This window comes from Winslowiella sp. 2C04 (assembly GCF_050037805.1).
In the GTDB taxonomy this organism is placed as follows: domain Bacteria; phylum Pseudomonadota; class Gammaproteobacteria; order Enterobacterales; family Enterobacteriaceae; genus Erwinia; species Erwinia toletana_A.
Genome location: NZ_CP188300.1, coordinates 4,134,937 through 4,158,846, shown reverse-complemented (window position 1 = coordinate 4,158,846; position 23,910 = coordinate 4,134,937). Strand labels below are relative to the sequence as shown.

At 50.7% G+C, this 23,910-nt stretch carries 13 protein-coding genes; 9 read left to right on the top strand and 4 right to left on the bottom strand.

The window, feature by feature from the left end:
- Window positions 1–915: 915 nt before the first annotated feature.
- Together ACP3TC_RS18825 and dctA are read left to right on the top strand one after the other, a co-directional pair.
- Window positions 916–1,830: an amidohydrolase family protein gene (locus ACP3TC_RS18825; RefSeq protein WP_426817041.1), complete on the top strand. Its 915-nt coding sequence runs from the start codon at window positions 916–918 to the stop codon at window positions 1,828–1,830.
- 84 nt (window positions 1,831–1,914) lie between these two features.
- Window positions 1,915–3,192 carry a C4-dicarboxylate transporter DctA gene (gene dctA, locus ACP3TC_RS18820; protein ID WP_313855439.1) on the top strand — a complete coding sequence of 426 codons (1,278 nt, stop codon included), beginning with the start codon at window positions 1,915–1,917 and terminating at the stop codon, window positions 3,190–3,192.
- Window positions 3,193–3,270: 78 nt separating this feature from the next.
- Here the strand turns inward: dctA and ACP3TC_RS18815 are convergent, their stop codons facing one another.
- The gene (locus ACP3TC_RS18815; RefSeq protein WP_426817040.1) at window positions 3,271–4,155 is read right to left on the bottom strand and encodes a LysR substrate-binding domain-containing protein; all 885 of its coding nucleotides are present in this window, start codon (window positions 4,153–4,155) and stop codon (window positions 3,271–3,273) included.
- Between the two features lie 270 nt (window positions 4,156–4,425).
- Between ACP3TC_RS18815 and ACP3TC_RS18810 the strand changes: the two genes are divergently transcribed.
- The 6 genes from ACP3TC_RS18810 to ACP3TC_RS18785 all read left to right on the top strand — a co-directional run bounded on the left by ACP3TC_RS18810 (window position 4,426) and on the right by ACP3TC_RS18785 (window position 20,158).
- A complete protein-coding gene (locus tag ACP3TC_RS18810; protein ID WP_426817039.1) occupies window positions 4,426–5,280 on the top strand; it encodes a DUF3289 family protein in 855 nt (284 codons plus the stop codon).
- Window positions 5,277–5,768, top strand: a complete 492-nt coding sequence (locus ACP3TC_RS18805; protein ID WP_313855445.1) for a DUF943 family protein — start codon at window positions 5,277–5,279, stop codon at window positions 5,766–5,768. The genes ACP3TC_RS18810 and ACP3TC_RS18805 overlap by 4 nt, the downstream gene beginning before the upstream one ends.
- A gap of 362 nt (window positions 5,769–6,130) precedes the next feature.
- On the top strand, window positions 6,131–6,637 hold the full coding sequence (locus tag ACP3TC_RS18800; RefSeq protein WP_426817038.1) for a DUF943 family protein: 507 nt from the start codon (window positions 6,131–6,133) through the stop codon (window positions 6,635–6,637).
- 657 nt (window positions 6,638–7,294) lie between these two features.
- Window positions 7,295–9,016: a ShlB/FhaC/HecB family hemolysin secretion/activation protein gene (locus tag ACP3TC_RS18795; protein WP_426817037.1), complete on the top strand. Its 1,722-nt coding sequence runs from the start codon at window positions 7,295–7,297 to the stop codon at window positions 9,014–9,016.
- Between the two features lie 85 nt (window positions 9,017–9,101).
- A complete protein-coding gene (locus ACP3TC_RS18790; protein ID WP_426817036.1) occupies window positions 9,102–19,682 on the top strand; it encodes a hemagglutinin repeat-containing protein in 10,581 nt (3,526 codons plus the stop codon).
- Window positions 19,679–20,158, top strand: a complete 480-nt coding sequence (locus ACP3TC_RS18785) for a hypothetical protein (protein WP_426817035.1) — start codon at window positions 19,679–19,681, stop codon at window positions 20,156–20,158. Before ACP3TC_RS18790 ends, ACP3TC_RS18785 begins: the two co-directional genes overlap by 4 nt.
- A 49-nt stretch (window positions 20,159–20,207) precedes the next feature.
- Here the strand turns inward: ACP3TC_RS18785 and ACP3TC_RS18780 are convergent, their stop codons facing one another.
- On the bottom strand, window positions 20,208–20,537 hold the full coding sequence (locus tag ACP3TC_RS18780) for a hypothetical protein (RefSeq protein ID WP_426818302.1): 330 nt from the start codon (window positions 20,535–20,537) through the stop codon (window positions 20,208–20,210).
- Between the two features lie 986 nt (window positions 20,538–21,523).
- On the opposite strand from ACP3TC_RS18780, the gene ACP3TC_RS18775 reads away from it, so the two are divergent.
- The gene (locus tag ACP3TC_RS18775) at window positions 21,524–22,198 is read left to right on the top strand and encodes a hypothetical protein (protein ID WP_426817034.1); all 675 of its coding nucleotides are present in this window, start codon (window positions 21,524–21,526) and stop codon (window positions 22,196–22,198) included.
- Between the two features lie 256 nt (window positions 22,199–22,454).
- Here the strand turns inward: ACP3TC_RS18775 and ACP3TC_RS18770 are convergent, their stop codons facing one another.
- Complete coding sequence (locus ACP3TC_RS18770; RefSeq protein WP_426817033.1) at window positions 22,455–22,898, bottom strand: lysozyme inhibitor LprI family protein; 444 nt, start codon at window positions 22,896–22,898, stop codon at window positions 22,455–22,457.
- Complete coding sequence (locus ACP3TC_RS18765; RefSeq protein ID WP_313855474.1) at window positions 22,895–23,821, bottom strand: peptidoglycan-binding protein; 927 nt, start codon at window positions 23,819–23,821, stop codon at window positions 22,895–22,897. The genes ACP3TC_RS18770 and ACP3TC_RS18765 overlap by 4 nt, the downstream gene beginning before the upstream one ends.
- Between the last annotated feature and the right edge of the window lie 89 nt (window positions 23,822–23,910).

Genomic DNA, 23,910 nt, shown 5'->3' with positions numbered 1-23,910 from the left:
GAATAAGTTATATAACAAAAAGATAACTTTTATGACTTAAAATTTACATCCCTACGAAATAGTCAACCAATCTTATTACTATATCATTGAATCAGACAATACTATTAGCAGATGAACAGTGTCGCAGAAGGAAATTCTATACTTTGTCCTGAAAATAAGTCTGCATACAGTGTTTAATTTCTGGCAGAGCCAGAGCAGACTTACAATGACACACTAACCAATGCTAGCGTTTAAGTCTTAGAACTCATCTCATTGAATTTAAAGTTAAAAAACCGAAAATAAAATCCTGGAAAAATGCTCAATAGAATAATGACGGCTTTAGCCTCACGGAGAATAATGATATTCCGTTCGTTATAAAACGCCTCTACATCGGGATCGCCTCATCTCGCTGATGAAGACATTGCTGACATCGCAGTGTGTTATCAGCGTGGAGCAGGGCAAGAAGAATCAGACTTTAAAAAATATTCCCGGCGCTGGCCGGAAACGCACCTCTGGAACTGGCCCCGCAGAAACTCTCTGAAAAGTACGGGCCTGTGGCTGTTGAAGCTAGTAAAAGTCATCAGAGATGAAACCGGAAAGCTGATGCCACAAAGATCACATTCTGCCGGAAATTCGTGATGTCCATAACAGTTCAGAGGAATAGTTAGCCTGCATATGAGCTGTATTATTTTTTAGCGACAGGGTTCTAATTCGCTATAAAAAGACCTGTAACAGCAGGAGCAGCCATAGAGGTTAATGGTCGAAATACCGCTTAATTGACGCATCATCAGAACGCATTAACGCTCAAGTTTAATTTGAAGCTTGTCACGTTATGCTTTCTCGGTATATCTGCTAGATAGCTTTGTCGGTATCAGCGGTAGTGAAGTTATTTGATACTCCTGTGAAGAACAATGAATAGCCCTACAGGAGAAAGAAATGAAATTTATTCCATCACCAAACTGGCTCCCTTTTGATCCTCACCCTTCACCGCCGAAATATGTACTTCCCACTGACGCGGTAGATGCGCATTGTCATGTATTCGGTCCCGGCGATGAATTTCCTTACGCGCCAGAGCGCAAATACACCCCCTGCGATGCCGGAAAAGAGGGGTTATTTGCACTGCGCGATAAATTGGGCTTCACACGTAATGTGATTGTTCAGGCAAGCTGCCATGGCGCAGATAATCGTGCACTGATCGACGCATTAAACACGTCTGCTGGCTATGCTCGTGGTGTTGCAACCGTCACAGCGGATATCAGCGATGAAGAACTGTTGCAGATGCACCATGCTGGTGTGCGGGCAGTCAGGTTTAATTTTCTGAAGCGGCTGGTGGATTTTACTTCACGTGAGACGCTCGAAAGTATTGCCTATCGCATTGCGCCGCTGGGCTGGCATGTCGTCGTCTACTTTGAAGCGTGCGATCTGTCTGATTTAGAAACTTTTTTCACTTCTCTCCCTTTGCCGGTGGTCATTGACCATATGGGCAGACCCGATGTGAGCCAGCCTGTTGAAGGCGAGCAGTTTCAGCGAATTGTAAGTCTGATGCGAAATAATCCGCATATCTGGATCAAAGTCAGTTGCCCGGAACGACTCAGTCAGCTTGGTTCATTACCCGCTCCGGGCGAAAGTGTGCCTTACAGCGATGTTCTGCCTTTCTCACGCTATCTGGTTGGCCATTTTCCTGACCGCGTGTTGTGGGGAACAGACTGGCCACATCCAAACCTTCACGATCATATGCCAGATGATGGTGTTCTGGTCGATATCATCCCGTTTATCGCGCCAACCGCAGAGTTGCAGAAAAAACTCCTGGTTAATAATCCACTTCATTTGTACTGGCCGGAACTTCTTTAAGACATCAATACCACAAAGCCATAACGCGATGTCTGCCTGACTAAAACGACGTTTTCTTGTCCTGTGCAAATTAACGAGGCGCATATGAACCGCTCGGAAAAGCCCTTTTATAAAACGCTCTATTTTGAAGTCTTTATTGGTGTGTTGCTGGGTATTGCTCTGGGCCATTACTGGCCCTCTATTGCTGTCCAGATGGCTCCACTCGGTGAAGCTTTTATCAAGCTCATCAGGATGATGATTGGCGTGGTGGTCTTTTGCACCATCGTCAGTGGTATCGCTGGCATGCAGGATATGAAAAAAGTAGGCCGGGTGGGTGGCAAAGCACTTCTTTATTTTGAGGTGATCTCCTCTTTCTCACTGCTGGTGGGTCTGATTGGCAGCCATCTACTGCAGCCTGGGGCTGGCTTTAATGTTGATAAGTCCAGCCTCGACGCATCATTGGTACAGGGATATATCGATAAAGCGCATCATCTCGATTTTGTCAGCTTTATGCTGCATATCATCCCGGAAAGTTTAGTTGGCGCTTTTGTTCAGGGAGATATCCTCAGTATTTTGCTGGTGGCGGTATTGTTCGGTTGGGCGCTGACGGCACTGGGTGAAAAGGGAAAACCGGTATTTTTAATGATTGATGGTTTTTCACAGGTGTTTTTTAAAATAGTGAATATGATCACCCGCTTTTCATCTGTTGGCGCGTTTGGGGCGATTGCCTTTACCGTAGGGCAATATGGTACCGAATCCTTAGGCCCGTTGTTCAAACTGGTAGGCTGTTTTTATCTTGTTTGCCTGTTTTTTATTATTGTGGTGCTGGGGGCGGTTTGTTACTTATGCCGCATAAATATATTTAGCTTCATCAGTTATATAAAAGATGAACTGCTGATCGTGCTGGGTACCAGTTCCTCCGAAGTGGTTATGCCGCAGATCTTACGAAAGATGGAACAGCTTGGCTGCTCGCGTTCCGTGGTTGGCTTAGTGATACCCACCGGATATTCATTCAACCTCGACGGCACTAATCTCTATTTAACTATGGCGGTAGTTTTCATTGCGCAGGCGCTGAACATCGACCTTACGCTCAGTCAGCAACTGCTGTTATTGGGGGTGGCTATGCTTACCTCAAAAGGGGCCAGCGGCATTGCCGGTGCAGCGTTTATTATGCTTACCAGTACGCTTCTGGTGGTGCCTGTCGTACCCGTTGAAGGTATGGTACTGATTCTTGGCGTGCATCGTTTTTTAGGCACCGGATTGGCAATGACCAATCTGATCGGAAACGGTGTTGCTACGCTGGTGGTTGCGGCATGGGAGAAAGAACTTGATCGCGACTGTCTTAAACAGCATCTGAAAAATCCGCCTCTGCAGGAATCCTGAATTACGCCGGTAATTGAATTTGAGCAGCAGCAGATGTGATGGTTAGCTGATGATTGATAAGCAGATTAGGGCATCTCTCTAACGAGATAATAATTCTTTAATAAGACGGATGGTTTCTTGCTGAAGCAGGGTGCCCGGTCGGCGAGTGCTGGTCGCCAGCGATAACTGGGCAAACAAGCCCTGCTGGGCGATGCCCCTCAGACGTAGCCTGTCTGCATGGGCGAAATTGGCGATTGCATTTTTCGGCAGGATGGCCGCGCCAATGCCGCTTATCACCAGTTCAAGAATAGTGCCGACCCCATCAACATCAACTGCCATCAGCGGCTTCAGGCGGCGGGTATTTAATGCTTCTTCGACCAGAATACGAAAAGCATTGTAGCGGCCAGGCATAACCAACGGGATCTGCGCTAACGCTTCCAGCGTGACGTTTTCACCCGATCCCGGCGCATCACAACGCTCAACAAGAAACAGAGCTTCCTTGTGAAGCGGTATCGTCTCAATGTCAGGTGTGGGTTGAGTGTGATAAAGCAGGGCGATATCGACCCGGGCTTTCACCAGAGACTCCTGAATCTGGCTGCTTAAGCCTTCCGTAATTGAGAGTGTTGCATCAGGCATTAACGTCTGAAATGACTTCACCAGAGGCAGGCTCAAAGAACGCGCAAGGGTTGGTGGTAATCCCACGGCGATGCGGTCGGTGCGGATTCCTCGCAATCTTTCTAACTCTCCTCGCGTGCGTTCCATCTGGTGCAATATCCCGCGTGCATGGCCAAGCAGCAGTTTTCCTGCTTCGCTGCAAAAGGCTCCGCGCCCGTTACGCACCAATAAATTCTGACCGACTTCTACTTCAAGTTGACGAATCTGGCGGCTCAGAACGGGTTGAGCCACGTTCAGTGCAATTGAAGCGCGGGTAAAACTCCCCAGTTCAGCGACACAAACAAAGTACTCGAGTTGTCGGATATCCACTGCTATTCCTTATAAAATTATCTCACTGTCAGGTCATAAACCAGCTGGAGTAAGCTTTAGCACGTCGTTCATCTCCAGGTCGTTACCAGCAGATGGCCGCCAGCCTGTCAGTAGCCCATGCACAATCGAAAATTCAGCAGAAGTGTGATCGCGCTCCAGATTAATACGCATAATAAATATTTATCAAAAATAATCTTATCAAAAAAATTCGCTGAACGATAAATTACAGCTTAAGGCATGAAGCCACTTTATATCGAAAAGGAATCCCCTATGTCGTCCACCCCAGATCTTAACTGCACTCCGTTACGCTTTCCATTTACTGTATATCAGACTAAGAATAAAATGAATGATTATCGTGCTGATGATATGAGGTATGGTGATTTATCAGAATTTCATTTGAAGGAATATTTTGGCTTAAGGGAGATAGTTGAAGGGGTTAACCCTTATACCAGCGAAGTATCGCGCTATCCATCAGGCAACTACAGTTTTGCCCGACCGGCAATCATTACAGAAAAACGCAGCCATGAAGACATTGCGGCAATATTATTTGAGCAGTTCCGGCGCTATTCCGCGCCCGTCTCCTTTATGGGATATCGAAAATTGTTTATCCGTCTGGTTGATCATCTGCAAACAGGAAGAGGTGAACCTTTTAAGGATGAATTATTGGATAAGGCATATCATCAGCAGATAGTGGGTGATAAGTCTAAAGAAAGTTCGCTGGAAAAGATAAAATGGGTCATTAAAAACAATATTGACTTGAATACAGGTGCTTATCCAGCAAGTAATAGAGAACGATTCGGTGAGGAGTTAAGTTATACGGTTCTTCCCAGGTTTGACAGGTGGATAGATCGTGTAAATGGATTGGGGATTTCCGTTCACGGCATTTATGCAACCCATATCACAATGATATCATTGCTGGTAGAAGGGAACGCGTACAACGCAACTATCCATTATCGTGGTCAGGATCATTTTGGTCTTGATGATATCGACATTATGGATCTTAGATTTCATAACCTTCCTATTTTTCGCATCTGGTTTCTTCTGCAAAGCTGGGAAAAATTTGGTTATAAACCTTTTATGACCAATATGGAGGCAACTGTTGAAATTAAGGGTTTTTTAGAATGAAACTGAAAAAATTCTCCTGGCAGATAGCGTTATTTATGCTATTAACTTTTGCGACTTATTCAGCCTACAAATCTACACGACCTGTTAAAATCATCGATGTTCATAAAGACCAAAACAGACGCTATCTGGTAGTGGATAACTTTCCTTATACAGATCATGGAAAGCTGAACTGGTGGTTATCTAATAAACAATATCTTGAGGAAAATTATGGAATTCCAGAGCTTCATAACGATGGTATATACTCTGTCGTTATCTGGGGCATTGGTGATGGCTATGAGATTGAAGAACGCGACAGAAGTACATTTTTTCCATCCAGAAGCACCGATCACTTATTTTGCTTTTATGATATGAAAGTGGAAGCCAGATGTGTAAGAAAAGAAAACTGGAAAATGGGAATCAGCGCAATACCTAATAATCGGATTAGTTTTTCTTTGGGTGATAGTAGCTATTATCAGGATCAAAGCGGTAAAATTATAAAAAGCAGATAGTATACTGTTTATTAACTAGTTAACCAATACAGATAAAACAGCAAAAGCAATAGTAAGAAAAAGGCTATAAACATATCGGCGGCGTTAAAGGGGAATGCATTACGGGAGGATATGCAGCGCGCTGTCGCTATCAATTACTATGCCCGTGGTGTTGCAACCGTGACAGTTGATACCAGCGATGAAGAACTAATGGAGGTACGTCTTGCTGGCGTGCGTAGAGTAAGGTTTGATTTTCTAAAGCATCTGCTAGATTTTATTTATTGTGAGACGTTTGAAAGATTCGCTCATCGACTTGTAAGCCTACGAATAGCTCACCTCATGACTAATTTGGAAGAGAATATTATGATCAAAGAGAGACGCAAATGAAGATTATTTATTTAAAGATGGTGATAATCGTTTCTCTTTCAGTATTGATTTATTTCATCTGGCTGTGTACTAAGCCAGTAAAGATAATTGCAGTCCATAAAGACCAGCACTGGACGAAGGTTTTAGTAAAAAATTTCCCTTTGACAAGTCGAGGGAAGGTCAACTGGTGGGAAAGTAATAAAATCATGCTCAGGGAAAAATATGGTATACCAGTGTCAGATAGTAATGGCAGATTCTCCGTCAGCTTTTGGGATTTTGGTGACGGCTATGAGATAGAGCAACCCGATAAGAATACTTTTTTCCCCAGTAAAAGCACCGATCATCTGTTATGTTTTAATGATATGAGCGTTGAGGCCAGATGTATAAGAAAAGAAAATAATCTAATGGAGATAAACACGACCAGTGAAAATCTTATAAAGTTTAAAGCAAATGGAGAAACATATTATCAGGATGACAAAGGGAAAATCACCAAAGGTGAGCGATTTACCTATACGATTAAATAACCATGGTTTTAAGAGTTTAATCAGCAAGAAATTAACGTGTAAGGAAATATCGCAAGCTCATAAATTCACCATCGTTCCATCCCCCGGCATACCCCGCAAGCAGCACTCCTTCGCCGTTGCTTTCAAAGAAACAGAAGAAATCAGCATTATTAAAATCACATCTTTCACTTTTCTAAGAAAATAAACTCGCAGAAATAAATATCTTCACAAGCATCAATGGTCGATATTTAATCAACGTATGTAGTTAATAAATTCACCGATTTACAATTCTTTCCAGCAAATAAATTCAGGTATATTCTTAGTGTCTGAGGGTAACAGCAGGAGTGTCTTATTTGTCTTGTTATCACCTTTAGTAAGATATTTCTTTAATTTTCTGTGTTGTAAATTCCTTTAAGTTGCTGTTTTTAATGTGTAAATTACACTTTCTTTACTTTTCCCGTCGGTTAGATTCTGGACTTTAATAAGACATTTCCGGCCGCACTCACGACCAGGAAATATTTATTGATCTCCAGGTGATTATCAGCATAATACATTCGTCTACATTATCGTCTCTTTCCGATAATTTCATATAAATGTTAATTATTCTCTTTCTCAACTTTCTTAAGCTGACGGCAGCAATGGCGGCAGTGGGGTATTAACGAATTTAAGGAGCGATATATGCGCCGGGATTGCGCTCGAATTTTACCTCGTGTTATCCATTGGGGTCTGTTGGGGCTTTCCATCAGCTCTGCTCCGCTGTTTGCCGCTTCGGTGTCCGATACGACGGGCCAGAGTGCCGCAACGATTGATGCCCGCGAGCAGCTGCGTCAGCAAGAGCGTGAGCGCGCGCTGCGAGAGCAAAATACCCCGAACAGCGATGTCCGCCTGACGCGTCCCGACGTGGCATTGCCTGACTATCCGGTCGATGAAAAGCCCTGTTTTATTATTCACTCCCTGCGCCTGGAGGGGGATTCCGCCGCGCGTTTTCAGTGGGCGCTGGATGCCGCAGACGATGCCAAAGGCCGCTGCCTCGGTAGCCAGGGAATTATGTTGGTGATCAACAAGGTGCAGAACGCCATTCTGGCGGGCGGCTATGTCACCACCCGGGTGATGGCGCAGGAACAGGATCTGACTACCGGCGTGCTGACGCTGAATCTTCAGCCCGGCCGCATTGACAATATTCGTTTTGAACAACCGGTCTCCTGGCGGGGGCGGCTGTGGAATGCTGTTCCGGCGTCGTCTGGCGATATCCTCAATCTGCGTGATATCGAACAGGGGCTGGAGAACTTTAAACGGGTGCCCAGCGCCGCCGCCGATATCAAAATTGTGCCCGGCGAGCAGGAGGCGACCAGCGATCTGCTGGTGCACTGGCAGGAGGGCCGTCCGGTGCGGCTCAGCCTGGGGATGGACGACAGTGGTTCCAAAAGCACGGGCCGTTATCTCGGCTCCGCCACCCTGGCGGTGGATGCGCCCTTTGCACAGAACGATCTGTTTTACGCCAATATCGGCAAGGATATGTTCGAGAAAGGGCCCTTCGGCAACCGCTCGCATACCCTGAACTACTTTTTCCCGGTCGGCTACTGGGGATTTTCTGCCAACTATAACGATTACACCTATCACCAGAATATCCCTAACGCCAATGAAGTACTGAGTTACAGCGGCAAGAGCGAAAATTTGCAGCTGACGGTCTCGCGATTGCTGTTTCGCAATCAGTCGCATAAAACCACGCTGAATCTGCGCGCTTACCGTAAACACGCCACCAATGCGGTGGACGGCATTGAGATCGATCAGCAAAAACGCCGCACCGCTGGCTGGGAACTGGGATTTAATCAGCGCAGTTATTTCGGCAATACCACGCTGGATGCCAATATCAACTGGCGGCGCGGCACCGGGGCATTCGGTGCAATACCGGCCCCGGAAGAGGCTACGCACAGTGGCAGCGCCCGCACCGGCATATTGCTGGGTGATATCAGCGTTAATCAGCCCTTTAACTGGGGTGAACAGCCCTGGCGCGTGAACAGCGCGATGCGCGGGCAGTGGAGCCCTAACGCGCTGACGCCGCAGGAACGAATGGCCATTGCCGGGCGTTATACGGTGCGCGGCTTCGATGGCGAACAGGTGCTGTCCGGTGAGAAAGGGCTGATCTGGCGCAACGAGCTGGCGTGGAACGTGCAGTCGCGCGGTCACGAGTTATATCTGGCGCTGGATTACGGTCGCGTAGAGGGGCCGGGCACGCGTTATCTGGTCGGCCATCAGCTGGCGGGCAGCGCGCTGGGCGTGCGTGGCGCACTGTGGCAGCGATTCAGCTATGACCTGTTTGCCGGTGTACCGCTGCTGAAACCGGACAACTTTCATACCTCCGGGGCGACGGCTGGCTTTAGCGTCAATCTGGAAATCTGAGCAGCTTATACGCTTGCTGATGCTGACCTGACAGGCCCGAACGGATTCTGGCGGTTGCGACCGCCTTCTATTACGGATAATACCCATGAATAAACATTGCTATCGCCTTATCTTCAGCCGCACCCACGGAGAACTGCGGGTGGTCTCCGAGCTGGCACGCAGTTGCAGTACCGAACCGGGTCAAAGCCGTGGCATCGCTGCGCCGCGACTGTGGGTGACGCTGCGCCGTGCCGGATGGCTGTTGGCGCTGGCAATGTTTGCCGGGCCTGCACTGGCCGACGGTATTGTGGCGAACGGCGCTGCCGCGCCGGGTCAGCGTCCGCAGGTGATAAATACGCAGAATGGCTTGCCGCAGGTCAATATCACCGCGCCCAACCAGGCCGGCGTGTCGCATAACCATTATCAGCAGTTTGATGTCGGCCAGAAAGGCGCGATCCTCAATAACTCGGCGGTGATGACGTCCACCCAACTGGCCGGGATGATCCAGGGTAACCCGAATCTCAATCCGAATAACGCTCCGGCGCGGGTGATCCTTAACGAAGTTAACAGTAACAATCCCAGCCAGCTGCGTGGCTTCCTTGAAGTGGCCGGTGGTCGCGCGCAGGTGATTGTCGCTAACCCGGCGGGAATCGTCTGTAACGGCTGCGGCACCATCAACGCCGGGCGCATGACGCTGACCACCGGTAAGCCACAGCTGAATGCTGACGGCAGCCTGGCGGGCTACCAGGTTGAGCGCGGCGTAGTGCGCATTGAAGGCGGCGGCCTCAACGGCGATACGCGTCATGATACTGAATATGTAGATATTTTGGCACGTGCGGTGCAGATCAATGCTGGCGTCTGGGCGAAACAGGGTGTTTCGGTAGTTGCTGGTCGTAACCGCATCAGCGCCGACGCGAAAACGGTAAATGCACTGGCCAGCGACAGCAGCAAACCCGAGCTGGCGATCGATATGGGACAGATGGGCGGCATGTACAGCGGTCTGATCAGCATGGTCGGCACCGAAGCGGGCGTCGGAGTGCGTAATCAGGGCGGACAGCTGCAGGCGGATAAAGCGCTGACGGTCAGCAGCGAAGGCAAGCTTATCTGGCAGTCTGGCGCTCAGGAGGCGGTCACTCAGGCCGGTGGTGATATCCGGCTGGCTGCCAGAGACGACATTGAGCACAGCGGCAAGCTGCACAGCGGCGGCACGCTGTCTGTCGAGAGTCGCAGTGGCGGAATAAAACAGTCCGGTACGCTGGCGGCGGCAGGCGATGTTCAACTGACTGCCGCTGGCAATATTCAGAGCAGTGGTCACCTGCTGGCAGGCAGTGATATCAACAGCCAGCTGGTGCGTGAGTCAAACCTGATGCTAAACAGTCAGGGCGATATCCGCGCCAGCGGTAGCCTGCTGAGTAAGAAGGACGTCACCCTGAGCGGCCAGCGGGTCGATATCAGTCAGGCGCAGCTGGCAGCCAGCCGCGCTACGGTCAGTGCAAAACAAGGCGGCGTGGCGCTGCGCCAGGCGAAAATCGACAGCGGAAAGCTGGCGATCAATACCGCAGGCGATGTCGATGCGCAGCAGGCGCAGGTTAAAGCCAGCCAGTGGGATGTCGCGGGGCGTAATCTGTTTAATCAGAAGGCCGCGTGGTCGCAGGTGGGGGCCGGAGAGAGCCGCTTTAGCTTCGGCGGCACGCTGGATAATACCGACGGCGGCATCGAGACTCGCCAGCTCAGCCTGAATGCCGGCTCGCTGATTAATCAGCGCGGTCGTCTGGTGGCGCTGGATGGCGTTGATCAGCATTGGCAGATCGGCGGCCTGCTGAATAACAGCAGCGGTGAACTGGGCAGCAACGGCAAGCTGACGCTGGATGCGGCCAGTATGGATAACCAGTCTGGTACGGTAAAAAGCCAGTTGGCGCTCAATGTTAATACGCGCGGCGATATTAACAATGGCAGCGGCAATCTGCTGGCCGGAAAACAGCTGGCGCTGAAGGCCGGAGGCGCGGTTGATAACCGCTCCGGCACGCTTAACGGCAGTCAGTTACAGCTGACTACGCAACGCCTGAACAATAATCAGGGGCAGCTGATCAGTCAGGGGGATCTGAACCTGACGGCGAGCCAGCGGTTGGATAACCAGCAGGGTCTGGTTGGCGCCGTTGGACGCCTGACGATTAACACCGACGGCGAGTGGAATAACCGTGGCGGCACGGCACAAAGTGAAACGCAGCTGAACGTCAGCGCACAGAGCATCGATAACGCCGAAGGCAAACTGTTGTCAGGTCAGCAGCTGACGCTGAAAACCGCGGGCGCGGTGCAGAACCGTGCCGGTGAAATCAGCGGTGAAACGCTTGATTTGCAGATGCAGCGCCTGAGCAATGCACAGGGCAAAGTGATAGGCGAGAAGTCACTCAGCCTGAGCGCCCGTCAGGCGTTGGATAATGCTGAGGGATTGCTGGCGGCTGGCGAGCGGCTGACGCTCCGCACCGACGGCGAGCTCAATAACCGTGGCGGTACCGCACAGGGTAACGAACAGCTGTCGGTTGCCGCACAGAGCGTGCGCAATGACGAGGGTAAACTGCTGTCTGGCCAGCAGCTGACGCTGAACGCTGCGGGTGCACTGTCCAACCGTGCGGGTGAAATCAGCGGCGGATCGCTGGAGATCTTCGCGCAGCAGCTGGATAACGCGCAGGGTAAAGTGATTGCCGCACAAAACCTGAACTTGCTGGCGCAACAGGCGCTGGATAATACAAAAGGGCTGCTGGAAGCGGGTAACTCGCTATCCCTTCGCACTACCGGCAACTGGGATAACCGCAACGGAACCGCGCAGGGCGGCGGTCTGGTGACGGCGACAACCGGCACGCTTAATAATGCCAGCGGCAAACTGCAGTCAGGCGGTGGGCTGACGCTGAACAGCACCGGCAATGTGAATAATCAGGCCGGGATACTGACGGCGCAGCAGGCGCTTTCACTTGGCCTGAACGGCGAGCTGGATAACCAGAGCGGCACCCTGACCGGCAATGGCCGTACCGTGCTGCGCGCCGCCGCGCTGCGCAATGCGCAGGGCAATATTAATTCGCTCGACAGCCTGAACATGCAGCTGACCGGAGCGCTGGATAACGCCAGCGGCCGTATTTTCAGCAAGCTGTCGCAGACGTTACAGGCGCAGGACATTTTTAATCAGCAGGGCTGGATCGGCAGCCAGGGGGGCTGGAGCGCCGTCAGCAAAACTTTTGATAATCGCAACGGCAGCGTTCAGAGCCAGCAAGATGCGACAATCACCGCCAGCATACTGAATAACGCCAAAGGCGTATTGCAGTCGGCTGCCAGCCTGGTGTTGCGCATCGCGCAGGATATTGACAACCGCGCGGGCAAAATCAGTGCCCAGCAGCGTCTGAGCGTGCAGGGCAGCACCGGCGATGCCGCAACCGGCAAGCTGAATAATGCCGCTGGGCAGCTCTTGTCCGGCGACGCATTGACACTCAGAGCGCAGGCGCTGGACAACCGTCAGAGCGGTCTGCTGTACAGTCAGCAGCAGATGCGACTGACGTTAAACGCGGCGCTGGATAACCGTCAGGGCAAGTTACAAAGTGGTGCAGGGTTGCAGCTTGATGCGCAGTCGCTTCTCAATTCCGGCGGCACCTTCGACAGCCAGCAGCAGCTTGGGCTGCGGATTATCGGGCTGCTGGATAATAACGGCGGCGCGCTGCGCAGTAATGGCGATCAGCAGATAACCGCCGGGCAGGTCGATAATGTTCAGGGCGTAGTCAGTAGTGGCGGCGGGCTGACTCTGCAAACGGCGCGGCTGGACAACAGCAATGGCACTTTTATCAGCCAGGGCAGCGGTGTTTACCGCGTTGATACGCTGAATAATCAGCAGGGCAAGCTGCACAGTGGCGATGCGCTGACGCTTAATACTGCCCAGTTAAACAATCAGGCGGGCCAGCTGGTCTCAACCCGGGCGATGAAGCTGAACGCGCAGCAGCTCGACAACAGCGGCCAGGGCACCATCAGTAGCCAGGCGGAACTGGAGCTACAGGCAGACCATTTCAATAACCGTGACGGCGGATTACTGCTCGGCACCACGCGCACCACCGTCAGCGCCCGCGAGATAGACAATACCGCTGGCCGTTTGCAAAGCAGTGGCTCGCTGTTGTTTTCCGGGTTGTCCAGCCTCGATAACCGCCAGGGGCGCATTCTGGCGAATGGCGCACTTGGCCTTAATGCCAGCATTCCAGCCGCCACCTCAGCGCTGGCGCTGCTTAATCAGGGCGGGATCATTCAGAGTGGCGACACGCTGACCCTTAACGCCCGCACCTTCGATAATCAGAACGGTACGTTACAGAGCCAGCAGGCACTGACGCTTGCCGTGCAGCAGGACTACACCCAGCGCAGCGGTGATACCCTCAGCAGTAATAGCGCGGTTACGCTATCGGTCGCGGGCGTACTGACCAATCTGGGTAACTGGCTGCTGCCGGGCAATCTGACCGTCACCAGCACCGATTTTACCAACCAGGGTTCGCTGGTGGGCAAGGTCGTGCAGCTGACTACCGGGCAACTGCTAAATTACGGACGGCTGGAAGCCGACCGCATGACGCTGGCGGTCGATACCCTCGACAATGATGCGACCCTGATGGGCGATGAGATCACGGTGCGGAGCCGCATCATTGATAACCATGGCCGTGATGCGGTGATGGCGGCCACCGGGTCGCTGCAATTGCAGGCCAATGAGCGCCTGACCAACCGCGACGGCGCTCTGCTGTTCAGCGGCGATCGTCTGCATCTCAGCAGCAACGATCTGATTGAGAATCGGGCCAGCTTTATTGAAGCGGATGGTGATGTCACGCTGGAAGCGCGCCGACTGGATAACCTGCGTGAAGGGCTGGAGATTGAACGCGATGCCGAGCAAAGTGACTACAAATGGCAGCGCTACAACTACTACTGGCGCTCTTATGACATGGCGGTCAATCCCGATAAAAGCACCATGGCACCGACTACCCAGCAGCTGACATTCCAGGATGACGCCGCCGCGCAAAGCAACCGTTACGGCACGCTGCTGGCGATTGATGCCAGCGGCAAACGCGCCCAGGTTCGGGTGAAGAACAATCTGGGCGTGATGACCGATATGTGGGTTAACTACCTCGCATTGCAGCCGAATGCCGACGGCAGCTACGCCATGACGTTCTATGAAACCCGTGGATTCCGCCAGGAGAACGTGCCGACCCCTTATCAGAATACCGTATGGCGCGAGTTCGATTGGGGAAGCCTGGAGCAGTGGGATCCCGAGAAGCATCTCGATATTGCTAACGTGCCTTTTGTGACCGATTACAACAACTTCCGTGAGCGCACCGTTACCGGCACGGTTACGCGCGACAAGCTGGTGTCTGAAGGTATCGGTGCCCGCATTCTGGCAGGTGGCAACATGGTGTTGCGCATCACGGAACAACTGTTGAATGACGCCAGCGTGATTACTGCGAATGGCAATCTGAGCATTGAAGGCGGCGGCAACGTTGAGAATAAAGGTTACTCGATCAACGAACGGCGACAGGAAAATATCGTCGATCATTACGATCGCGATACCGTGCACTGGTATCCGGTGTTTAACACCGATGAGACCACGGCGCTGAGCACCATTGACGGCATCATCACCGGCAACGGTAATGTCAGCATCAGTGGGGCGAAGATCACGAATACCACCGTTAATCAGGCGCAAATCAGCAGCGTCGAGGCCGCGCTGAAAGCGGCAGAGGCGGAGCGTGCTGAGTGGGAACGTAACCCGCTGGCTTTCGACGTGCAAGGCATCACGCAGGATGGCACCCAACTGGCTCCGGGGAGCCAGCCATCGCAGGCCGCGGACGGTTCGGCCACTTCGCCGGTTCGTCCTCTGTTGCCGGCGGAGCAGGCGCTGACGGAAAAACAGCATCTGGGTAGCGTGGCAACATCGATTCCCAATAACGGCCTGTTCAGCCAGCATCCGGCCGTCGGCAGCCCGTTCCTGGTGGTGACCGACGAGCGCTTTACCAGCCGCAGCAAATTTATCAGTAGTGATTACCTGATGCAGCAGGTTGGGTATGACCCGGCGCAGGTCCACAAGCGGTTGGGCGATGGTTTCTATGAGCAGCGGCTGGTGCGCGAACAGGTCCTGTCACTGACTGGCAGAGCATCAGTGCATGGCGAAGATGCGATGACCCAGTACCAGACGCTGATGGACAACGGCGCGAAAGTGGCAGAGGACTTCCACCTGGTGCCTGGGGTTGCGCTGACGCCTGAGCAGATTGCGGCGCTGCAACAGGATATTGTCTGGTTGGTAAGCGAGACGGTGGAGACGGCCGACGGCCCGCAGACGGTGTGGGTACCGAAAGTCTATCTGGCTCAGTCCACGCTGCGCCTGACCGCTGACGGCGCACTGATCGCAGGTGGCAATTTGCAGCTTTCTGCAGACAGCATTAACAATGCTGGCAACCTGTTTGCCGATCAGGCGCTGAGTATCGATACCAAACAGTTCCAGCATCAGGGCGGCGACATCAAGGCCGACAGCATCAATGTGCAGGCGGACAGCCTGACCTTGAGCACTAACCTGCAGGATGCGCTGCGTCAGGCGACGATGAGCGCCAACGATATCAGCCTGAGCGGCAGCAATCTTCTGTTGCAAGGTGCGAAGCTGGAGGCCACGCAAAATCTCAGCCTGAGTGCGCGCAACAATCTTGAGATCACCAGCGCGAAAAGCAGCAACAGCATAAATCTTGAGGTGATCTCAGGCGCGATGGGCAATCGCACCAGTGGCGGCAGAGAAGATGCTGGCTGGCGTATGGCGCAGGTACAGGGCGACCTGCAAAGGGCGCAGGGCAGCGAACTTAGCGCCGGTGGCAATCTTAGCCTGAAGGCCGGAAAAGACATTACCGTGCAGGGTAGCCAGGCGAAAGCGGGCGGTGAACTCGGCGTGCAGGCGGGCGGCGATATCAAACTGCTGGCGGAAACCACCACCAATAAAACTCATCTTGAGGCCAACAGCAGCACCTCTTCGGTGAGCAACAGCTTTGAGGAGCAGCGCTTACAGCTCAGCACCCTGAGCGGCGACCAGGGTGCGACGCTGGTGGCGGGCAACAAACTGCTCGCGGAGGGCGCGCAGGTAGACAGCACGAAAGGCAGTATTGATATCAGTGCCAAAGATGTGACCATCAAAGAGGCGCATCAGCAAAGCCTCGACCTCGACAGTGAAAATAAACGCAAGGGCAAGACCAAAAGCCATCGCGAAATGGAGAGTTCGCAGGATCAGGCGGTGGGCAGCACCTTTAGCGGAGCGAACGGCGTCTCGGTAACCGCCCGCGAAGGCGATATCACCTTAACCGGCAGTGCGCTGCACAGCGAACAGGGCGAGATTGCACTGCAGGCGAAGAAGGACGTGACGCTGAACAGCGCGACCGAACGCGAGTCGCTATTTATGGAAGAGCGTACCGAGAAGAAAGGCTTCCTGAAAAAAAGCAGCACCCATACGGTGAAGGACGATCGCGTAACCAGCCAGACAGGATCGCTGCTTAGCGGCAACAGCGTCAGTATCAGCGCGGGCAAAGACCTGACGGTCAGCGGCTCGGCAATTGCCGCCGATCAGGATGTCACGCTGCAGGCGGGCAACAATGTTGATATCAGCGCTGCCACGGAAACTGAATATCATTACCTGCTGGAAGAGAAGAAAAAGAAAGGCTTGCTTGGCGGCGGCGGCCTCGGCTTTACCATTGGCAGCCAGTCGACCCGTCATCAGATTGATGAAAACGGCACGACCCAGAGTCAGAGCGTCAGCACGGTCGGCAGCAGCCAGGGCAACGTCAGCATCACGGCGGGCAACCAGATGCATATCGGCGGTGCCGATCTGGTAGCCGGTAAGGATCTTAGTCTTAGCGGCGACAGCGTGCAAATCGATCCCGGCTACGATCAGCGCACCCGCGTCGAGACTTTTGAATCGAAACAGAGTGGCCTGACGCTGGCGCTGTCGGGAGCGGTGGGCAGCGCACTTAATACTGCCGTCAACACTGCGCAGCAGGCAAGAAAAGAGAGTGACAGCCGACTCAGCGCGTTGCAAAACACCAAGGCGGTGCTGTCCGGTGTGCAGGCGGCACAGGCGCAGGAAGCGGTGAACCTCAACGACAATAAAAGCGAGATGAGCGGTATCAGCATCAGTGTGTCGGCGGGCAGCCAGAAATCTTCGTCAACCCAGCGACAGGAACAGGCGATCTCCAGTGGATCGACGCTGAACGCGGGCAATAACCTCAATATCACGGCTACCGGTAAAAAAGGCGGGGCCAACAGCGGCGATATCGCCATCACCGGCAGCCAGCTGAAGGCCGGGGGTGATACTACGCTTGATGCGCAGCGCGATTTGATGCTCTCTGCGGCGGCTGATACGCAAAAAACCGAGGGCAGCAACAAAAGCAGCGGCGGTAACGTCGGCATGAGCATCGGACTGGGTAAAAATTCCGGGTTCAGCGTATTTGCCAATGCCAACTCGAGCCGCGGCAGTGAGAATGGCGACGGCACCAGCTGGAACGAGACCACGCTGGACAGCGGAGGCAACGTTACGCTTCACAGTGGCCGCGACACCACGCTGACGGGCGCGCAGGTCAGCGGCGAACAGATTACCGCTGATGTCGGGCGCGACCTGACGCTGCAAAGCCTGCAGGACAGCGACCGCTACGACAGCAAGCAGACCAGCGTCAGCGGCGGCTTCAGCATCCCGATTGGTGCGGGCAGCGGTTCGGCAAACCTGAGCGTCAGCAAGGATAAACTGCACAGCAACTACGACAGCGTCACCGACCAGACCGGGCTGTACGCCGGTAAAGGCGGCTACGATATTACCGTGAAGCAGCACACCCAGCTGGAAGGTGCGGTGATAGCCAGCACCGCCGACAAGGATAAAAATACCCTTGATACCGGCACGCTGGGCTGGAGCGATATTCACAATCAGGCGGACTTCAGCGCCGAGCACAGCGGCGGTTCATTCAGCAGCGGCGGCCCGGTGGGCAGCGACCTGCTGACCAACCTGGCGGGTTCCGCGCTGTCCGGTGCCAACAACAGTGGACATGCATCAGGCAGCACGCAATCCGCCGTCAGCGAAGGCAACCTGGTGATCCGCGACCAGGACAACCAGCAGCAGGACGTGGCTGAGCTGAATCGCGATACCGACCATGCCAATGACGGCAGCATTAACCCGATCTTTGACAAAGAGAAAGAGCAGAACCGACTGAAAGAAGCGCAGCTGATTGGTGAAATTGGCATGCAGGTCGGGGATATTGCGCGGACGCAGGGCGAGTTAGCGGCGACCAAAGCCGCCAAAGAGAAGATGAAAGGCGTGACGGCGGCTCAGCTGAAAGCGGCTGAGGATGACTGGCGGAAGGCGAATCCGGATAAAATACCGACGGCAGAGCAAATCAGCGAACAGGCTTATCAGACTTTTTATAACCAGGCGTTTAAAGATAGCGGTTTTGGCACGGGCGGCAGGGTACAACAGGCAATCCAGGCGGTGACAGCCGTGGTGCAGGGGCTGGCAGGCGGTGATATCGCGAAGGCGCTGGCGGGCGGTTCAGCGCCTTATCTGGCGGAGCAAATCCACAAGATGACTACCGATGCTTCGGGTAAGGTAAACACCGAGGCTAACCTGATGGCTCACGCGGTAGTAGGCGCGGTAATTGCGCAGATAAACGGCAACGGTGCGCTTGCAGGTGCGTCCGGAGCGGTCGCGGGTGAATATATTGCTCAGCAGCTGTATCCTGGAGTAAACCGCGAAGATCTTACTGAAGAGCAGAGACAATCTGTCAGTGCATTAGGTACACTGGCTGCTGGCCTGGCGGGTGGATTAGCCGGAGACAGCGCGGCGGATGCAGTAGCGGGTGCGCAGGCGGGTAAGAATGCGGTGGAGAATAATGCGCTGAGTGATATTGCGCAGGCGCAGTCTGAAGGCAAGACGCTGGAACAGAAGGCGGGCGAATACGTTGAGGCCGAAAACGAGCGTTATAAAAAGGCAAACTGCGGCGGCATGAGCGCCGAAGCCTGCTCGGTGAAGATGTACACGGAGCGGCGTGAGGCGCTGAAAGATACGGCATCGTTTGGTGCTGATTTTGTGCCGATAGTTGGTGATATCAAAGGCTTTGCGGAAGCCCAGTCGGCGTTGGATTACCTGATAGCTACAGTAGGTTTGGTGCCTGTACTAGGAGATAGTGCGGGTAAGATTATCAAGGCGGCTGATGTAGCGCTGAAGAAAGGTGATATCGCTGAAGCATCGAAGCTGATTAATAAGGCCAGTGATGAAATAGCGGGTCATCTGCCAAGCCCGGGCAATATATCCCTGCCAAGTTCTGGTGTTGGTTCGAATGCAGCATTCTCCGTAACTAATGCGCAGGTAGGGAAAAAATTAGGAAAGCATGTTGAAGATTTTGGCGGGAACCCATCAAATGCAGCGGATAGGCAGCGTGTGTTAGGAATTATAAATGATATAGGTTCTAACCCGGAAAAAATCATACATGGTAAGTTTGCGGGACAAGGTATCGGTGCAGGGGCCAGTCGTGGAGATGTATTCTTCAGAATAAAGGGGAATGACGTAGTCGTTACTAAGCCTGATGGTAGTTTTGTTACTATTCTCAAGGATGGAGTCACTAATAATACCTCAGTAATAAATGCACTGAAGGGGAGTCCACAATGATTGATCTTCCAGAAATATATCAGGAGTGGGGACGTAATGTTATCGGGAGCAAGCTCTGTAGTGTTAATGGATTAGTGTATATCTATGAAACTGCTGACTTAGAGCACCCTCAACAGTTACAGCTTATTTTCTCTGGTATCAATCGGGGGGGGAGCTTTCGCTGCGGAAAAGATGGAGCAACTCTTGCGTTGACTGAATTGCCCATGCAAGAAAGTGATCTTGGTGAGTATGGGAAGGAGGTGATCATGGACATGTCAGACTCATGCTCATTTTACCGGTATATTGGAAGAGTAGTGTCGAAAGTTTTTGCGATTTACTCTGATATTGATAAGGCCCTTATAGGATTAAAGTTGGTTTTTGATGATGGCCTTAATTTAATTATCATCAACTTAGGTGATGAGTTAAATGTTTTTAACACTCTTCCATTACAGTATGTACAAGAAGAATGTATTGATTATCTAGAAATATCTACCTAAGCATATATAGCCCCCTATTAATCGGGGGGTGCTTTTTTGCCCTTAAAACCTAATCTTCCCGCCGCTGCAACCGGGACACATTGGGTGAGGCGGTGAGTTCCAGTTGTTCAGCGTTGGCAATGCCGGACTCGGTGAGCCAGTCGCCGCCGATAATCACCTCGCCGTTATCTCTCACCCAATCCGCCCCCAAATCTTGCCGGTCTTGACTGGCCTCGCACAGCGCTTCCCAGGTGGCGTCGTCGGTGACGACAGTGATCCAGAGCCGGTGATGCTGTAGCGTCAGTTGCAACGGGGTGCCGGAGGTAAATCCCAATGCGGCTAACGCGCTGCCTGTCAGCGTCAGTTCCGGGATCGGTTGAGGGGTAAAGGTGATGTTTATAGGTTCCCCTACGTGGCGGGCGCGGTGCGGACAATTAGTTGGCCGTGTTCGGCGGTAATGCTCACCTGTTGGCCCTGCACCTGGATGATAAATAAAATTTTAGAATTTTTCGCGCTGTGGAAAAAATCTTTTCTGTATTATGGCATTATTGATGCGCGAATCATGGGCCGGAGTTATTTGCAAAAGTTAAATGGATTGAGATAGTAGGAAATGTTTATCGACATAAAGATAATAAAAGGAAGCACGTTTATGCTAACTGAAAATGAAATGTCACTGATTCCTCTGATGACTGTAATTATGCTGATAGTATTAAATGACAATAAAATTCACATCCTTTTCATAATAAAAATTTAAATGCCAGATTATCTGGCTGGACGTTTTACTTTTGTGTCCTATAAATACCTTTTAATCGCATTTTAGTGAGATGTTTTTCTTCAGCTATGTCCGTTTAGCGTGTGAAAAAACCTTGTCTTCAACTCCAGGGGCCTGATATAATTGACACCTTAGTTGATAAGGCATGCGTTATAGTATCAATTATAACAAGCTGCTTAGGAATGATATTCTATTTTTTAGAAACAGTTTATTAGTTATAAACTGCTCAGCATTTAATACTGTTTTAACATACTGTCTAACTCTTTATAATCAATAAGTTAAGATTAAAGATTTCACCTTTTAATAATATTTTAAGATATATTTATTATATTCATATTAAAGTTTAGTACTGTTTAGGGGGGATATCAAAACAATTCCCTGTGCCTATTGAAGAGACTGTGTTCATAACGTAATAATTCATATACTAATACATTCCAATGTATTATTTTATAATCTTGTTTTTTACTTGTCAGGCATCATAGTTACTTTTCTATTTAATACCCATCATTATGTTATGTAAAACATTATGGTGTAGTGAAATTTTTCATGGTGTTAAGAGTTTCCATCATGAAAATTAATATTAAGAGGATAACGCATTCTCAAGGAGAGGAAGAATGAAAACAAAAATAATAATAACCGCATTGGCATCAGTGGTTTTCTTATCAGGCTGCTCTGGCAACATTAAGCCTGAGGCGGTTAAAGCAGCTAATGGCAGTTCTGTCGATATTATTAGTTTGTCTGCTATGCCAGAGCTAAATAATAATCTTTATGCTGACCATCGATTGCGAGAGGTCACAACGGCTCATAATACCATGCAAAAAAGCCTGGCGGTATTATCAGTGCTGACCGGGAGTTTCGATAGTCGCAGCTTTGATAAAGATAACTACAAAGGGACCAGTATTGAGTCCTTAAAGAATCCGACCAATGATTATTTTGTGCCAAAGGCTAAAGAAAATATCAGTCAGTGGTTGTCAGATAATGCCAACGGGTATGTTTATAAGGAGCCGCTTTATATTGGCTATGCCACTTGGGCTTTGATATTCAAAGATGCAGCAGCATCTGATCCTGACTATCAGCTTAAATATAAAGTAATATTTTATAAACGCCCTGAAGACGGAAGTTTGTTCTCAAAATTCATACTGGCTGGATGTACTCCTGCACCGATAGAGGCAAAATTAAGTGAGTGGCATGTGGAAAATTATAAAAAAGTGACCGTAGAAACACAAAAGTATATGGATAGTTGTCTGCTGGAGTTGAATAATCAGCTCCCTCGATTACTTAAAAAATAAGTATTAAATTATCATCTTAAACAGATTTAAAATCCCACTGTATTAAGTGGGATTTTATAAATCTCAATTATTACTATGTTGCTAAGGCACCATTCGTCTAAGCTAAAATACTCTTTCATATTCCAAATTCCTGTTACTGCACTTAAGTTGATACCGCATTCAGAATTTTCTACACATCCTTAAATCGTAACAGCACTCCTGACTCATCAAGATCTCTGTTTTTAATCCGGTGGTATAGTTACCGAGATAATAGTAATTAGTTCATAAGATTAATCTCCTCAATACGACGGTTGTTCATGTTTATTTCGCACTGCTCAATAGTAGGCTGATAATCAAAGCCTTCCTCACCAACCTGAGATGCGACCGTCAGGCATAACACTTTTTTATATTCTTTCCAGGCTTTGTGAGATTTCAATAGCTCTTTTTGAAACACACTCCCTTTTGTTTCTTCACTTTTACTATTAAATGGATCCATAAGATTAGGATCGCTAATTATAGAGGATAGTTTTTTATTAAAGATATGGTCTACTTCTTTATTACTTTTTTTCCATTGTAATTCAATGCAGTTTTCACCTTTATGACGATCGTCTACATCTGCATAGCATGCATTTTTTTCGCTTCCATCCATTAGAGAAGTGATGGACAGAGAAATTGATGGAAAAATGATTAAGGTGAAAAATAGGATGGCTTTTTTTTTCATTTCAGGTACCTGATTCTGTTTCGACTTGATTCAAATGTCATGTAATGAGCATTAGCGCTAATGTGTGCAATTAGCTTACTTTCATCATTATCCATTGCAGACAGACATAAGCTTTCAGCTTCAGTAGTGCCTTGATAATATATATCTACAAGAACATCACGAATTTTTTGATTCAATGAGTGCCAGGGGATTGCTTCGTGCTGATTTTTTGTGTTCCTTAAATAAGATCTTTCGGTCTCATCTCGTTTAATTCTGTAAGCAATCTCAAACAACCTTATCTGTTGCTGATGGCTAATCTCTCCCACCATCGGGCCATAGACCTGCACAAACTGACCGGCCTGATGACCTTTTAATCCGGCGGCTTTGGAGCAGATAACTGCTTTAAACTCCTCGAGGCCCGCCTGCCGTAACGTCGAATAGACTTCTCCACGACTGCGGCTACCCATATCATAGCCTCGGCCCAGCGTAACGCCTGAACTGTACCCCGGCCAGTGCAGTACCCGAGAGAAATAGGGAGTGCGATGTGGCCGGAATGGCTCAACCACCGTGAGATAGTCATGCCCTTCGGCATCAAAGGTTATTTGCCCCTCGCGCACATGCAGCGGGCCATTCTGCTGCCGTGGCCGCCAGTGGGGAGACATCTCTTTTAATGCGGCGATAAACCAGCTGTCGGTAGGGCCAACCAGTCCGCTGGGTGACAGGTTCAATAGCCGCTGATACCAGACCAGCGCTTCCGTCGTATCCTGTGCGCATTTGCCGTTTATCTCCAGTTCGCGGCCGGTTGCCTGCTGATAGCCAGCGTTCATTATCATTCGCTGGAGTTTTTTTACCTCTTCCGGCTGGTTAGTGCCGCAGTTTCCCACTGAACTAAACAGTGAATCCGGCTGTAACACCATCGGATCGTGATAGCGCTTTTGATTCATCAGAACTCCTTTTCTGCACCCGGTAATTGCGTTTTCCTTTAACTTCTTTTTTATCTGCAAGACGGATATATTAATATAATTATTAATAT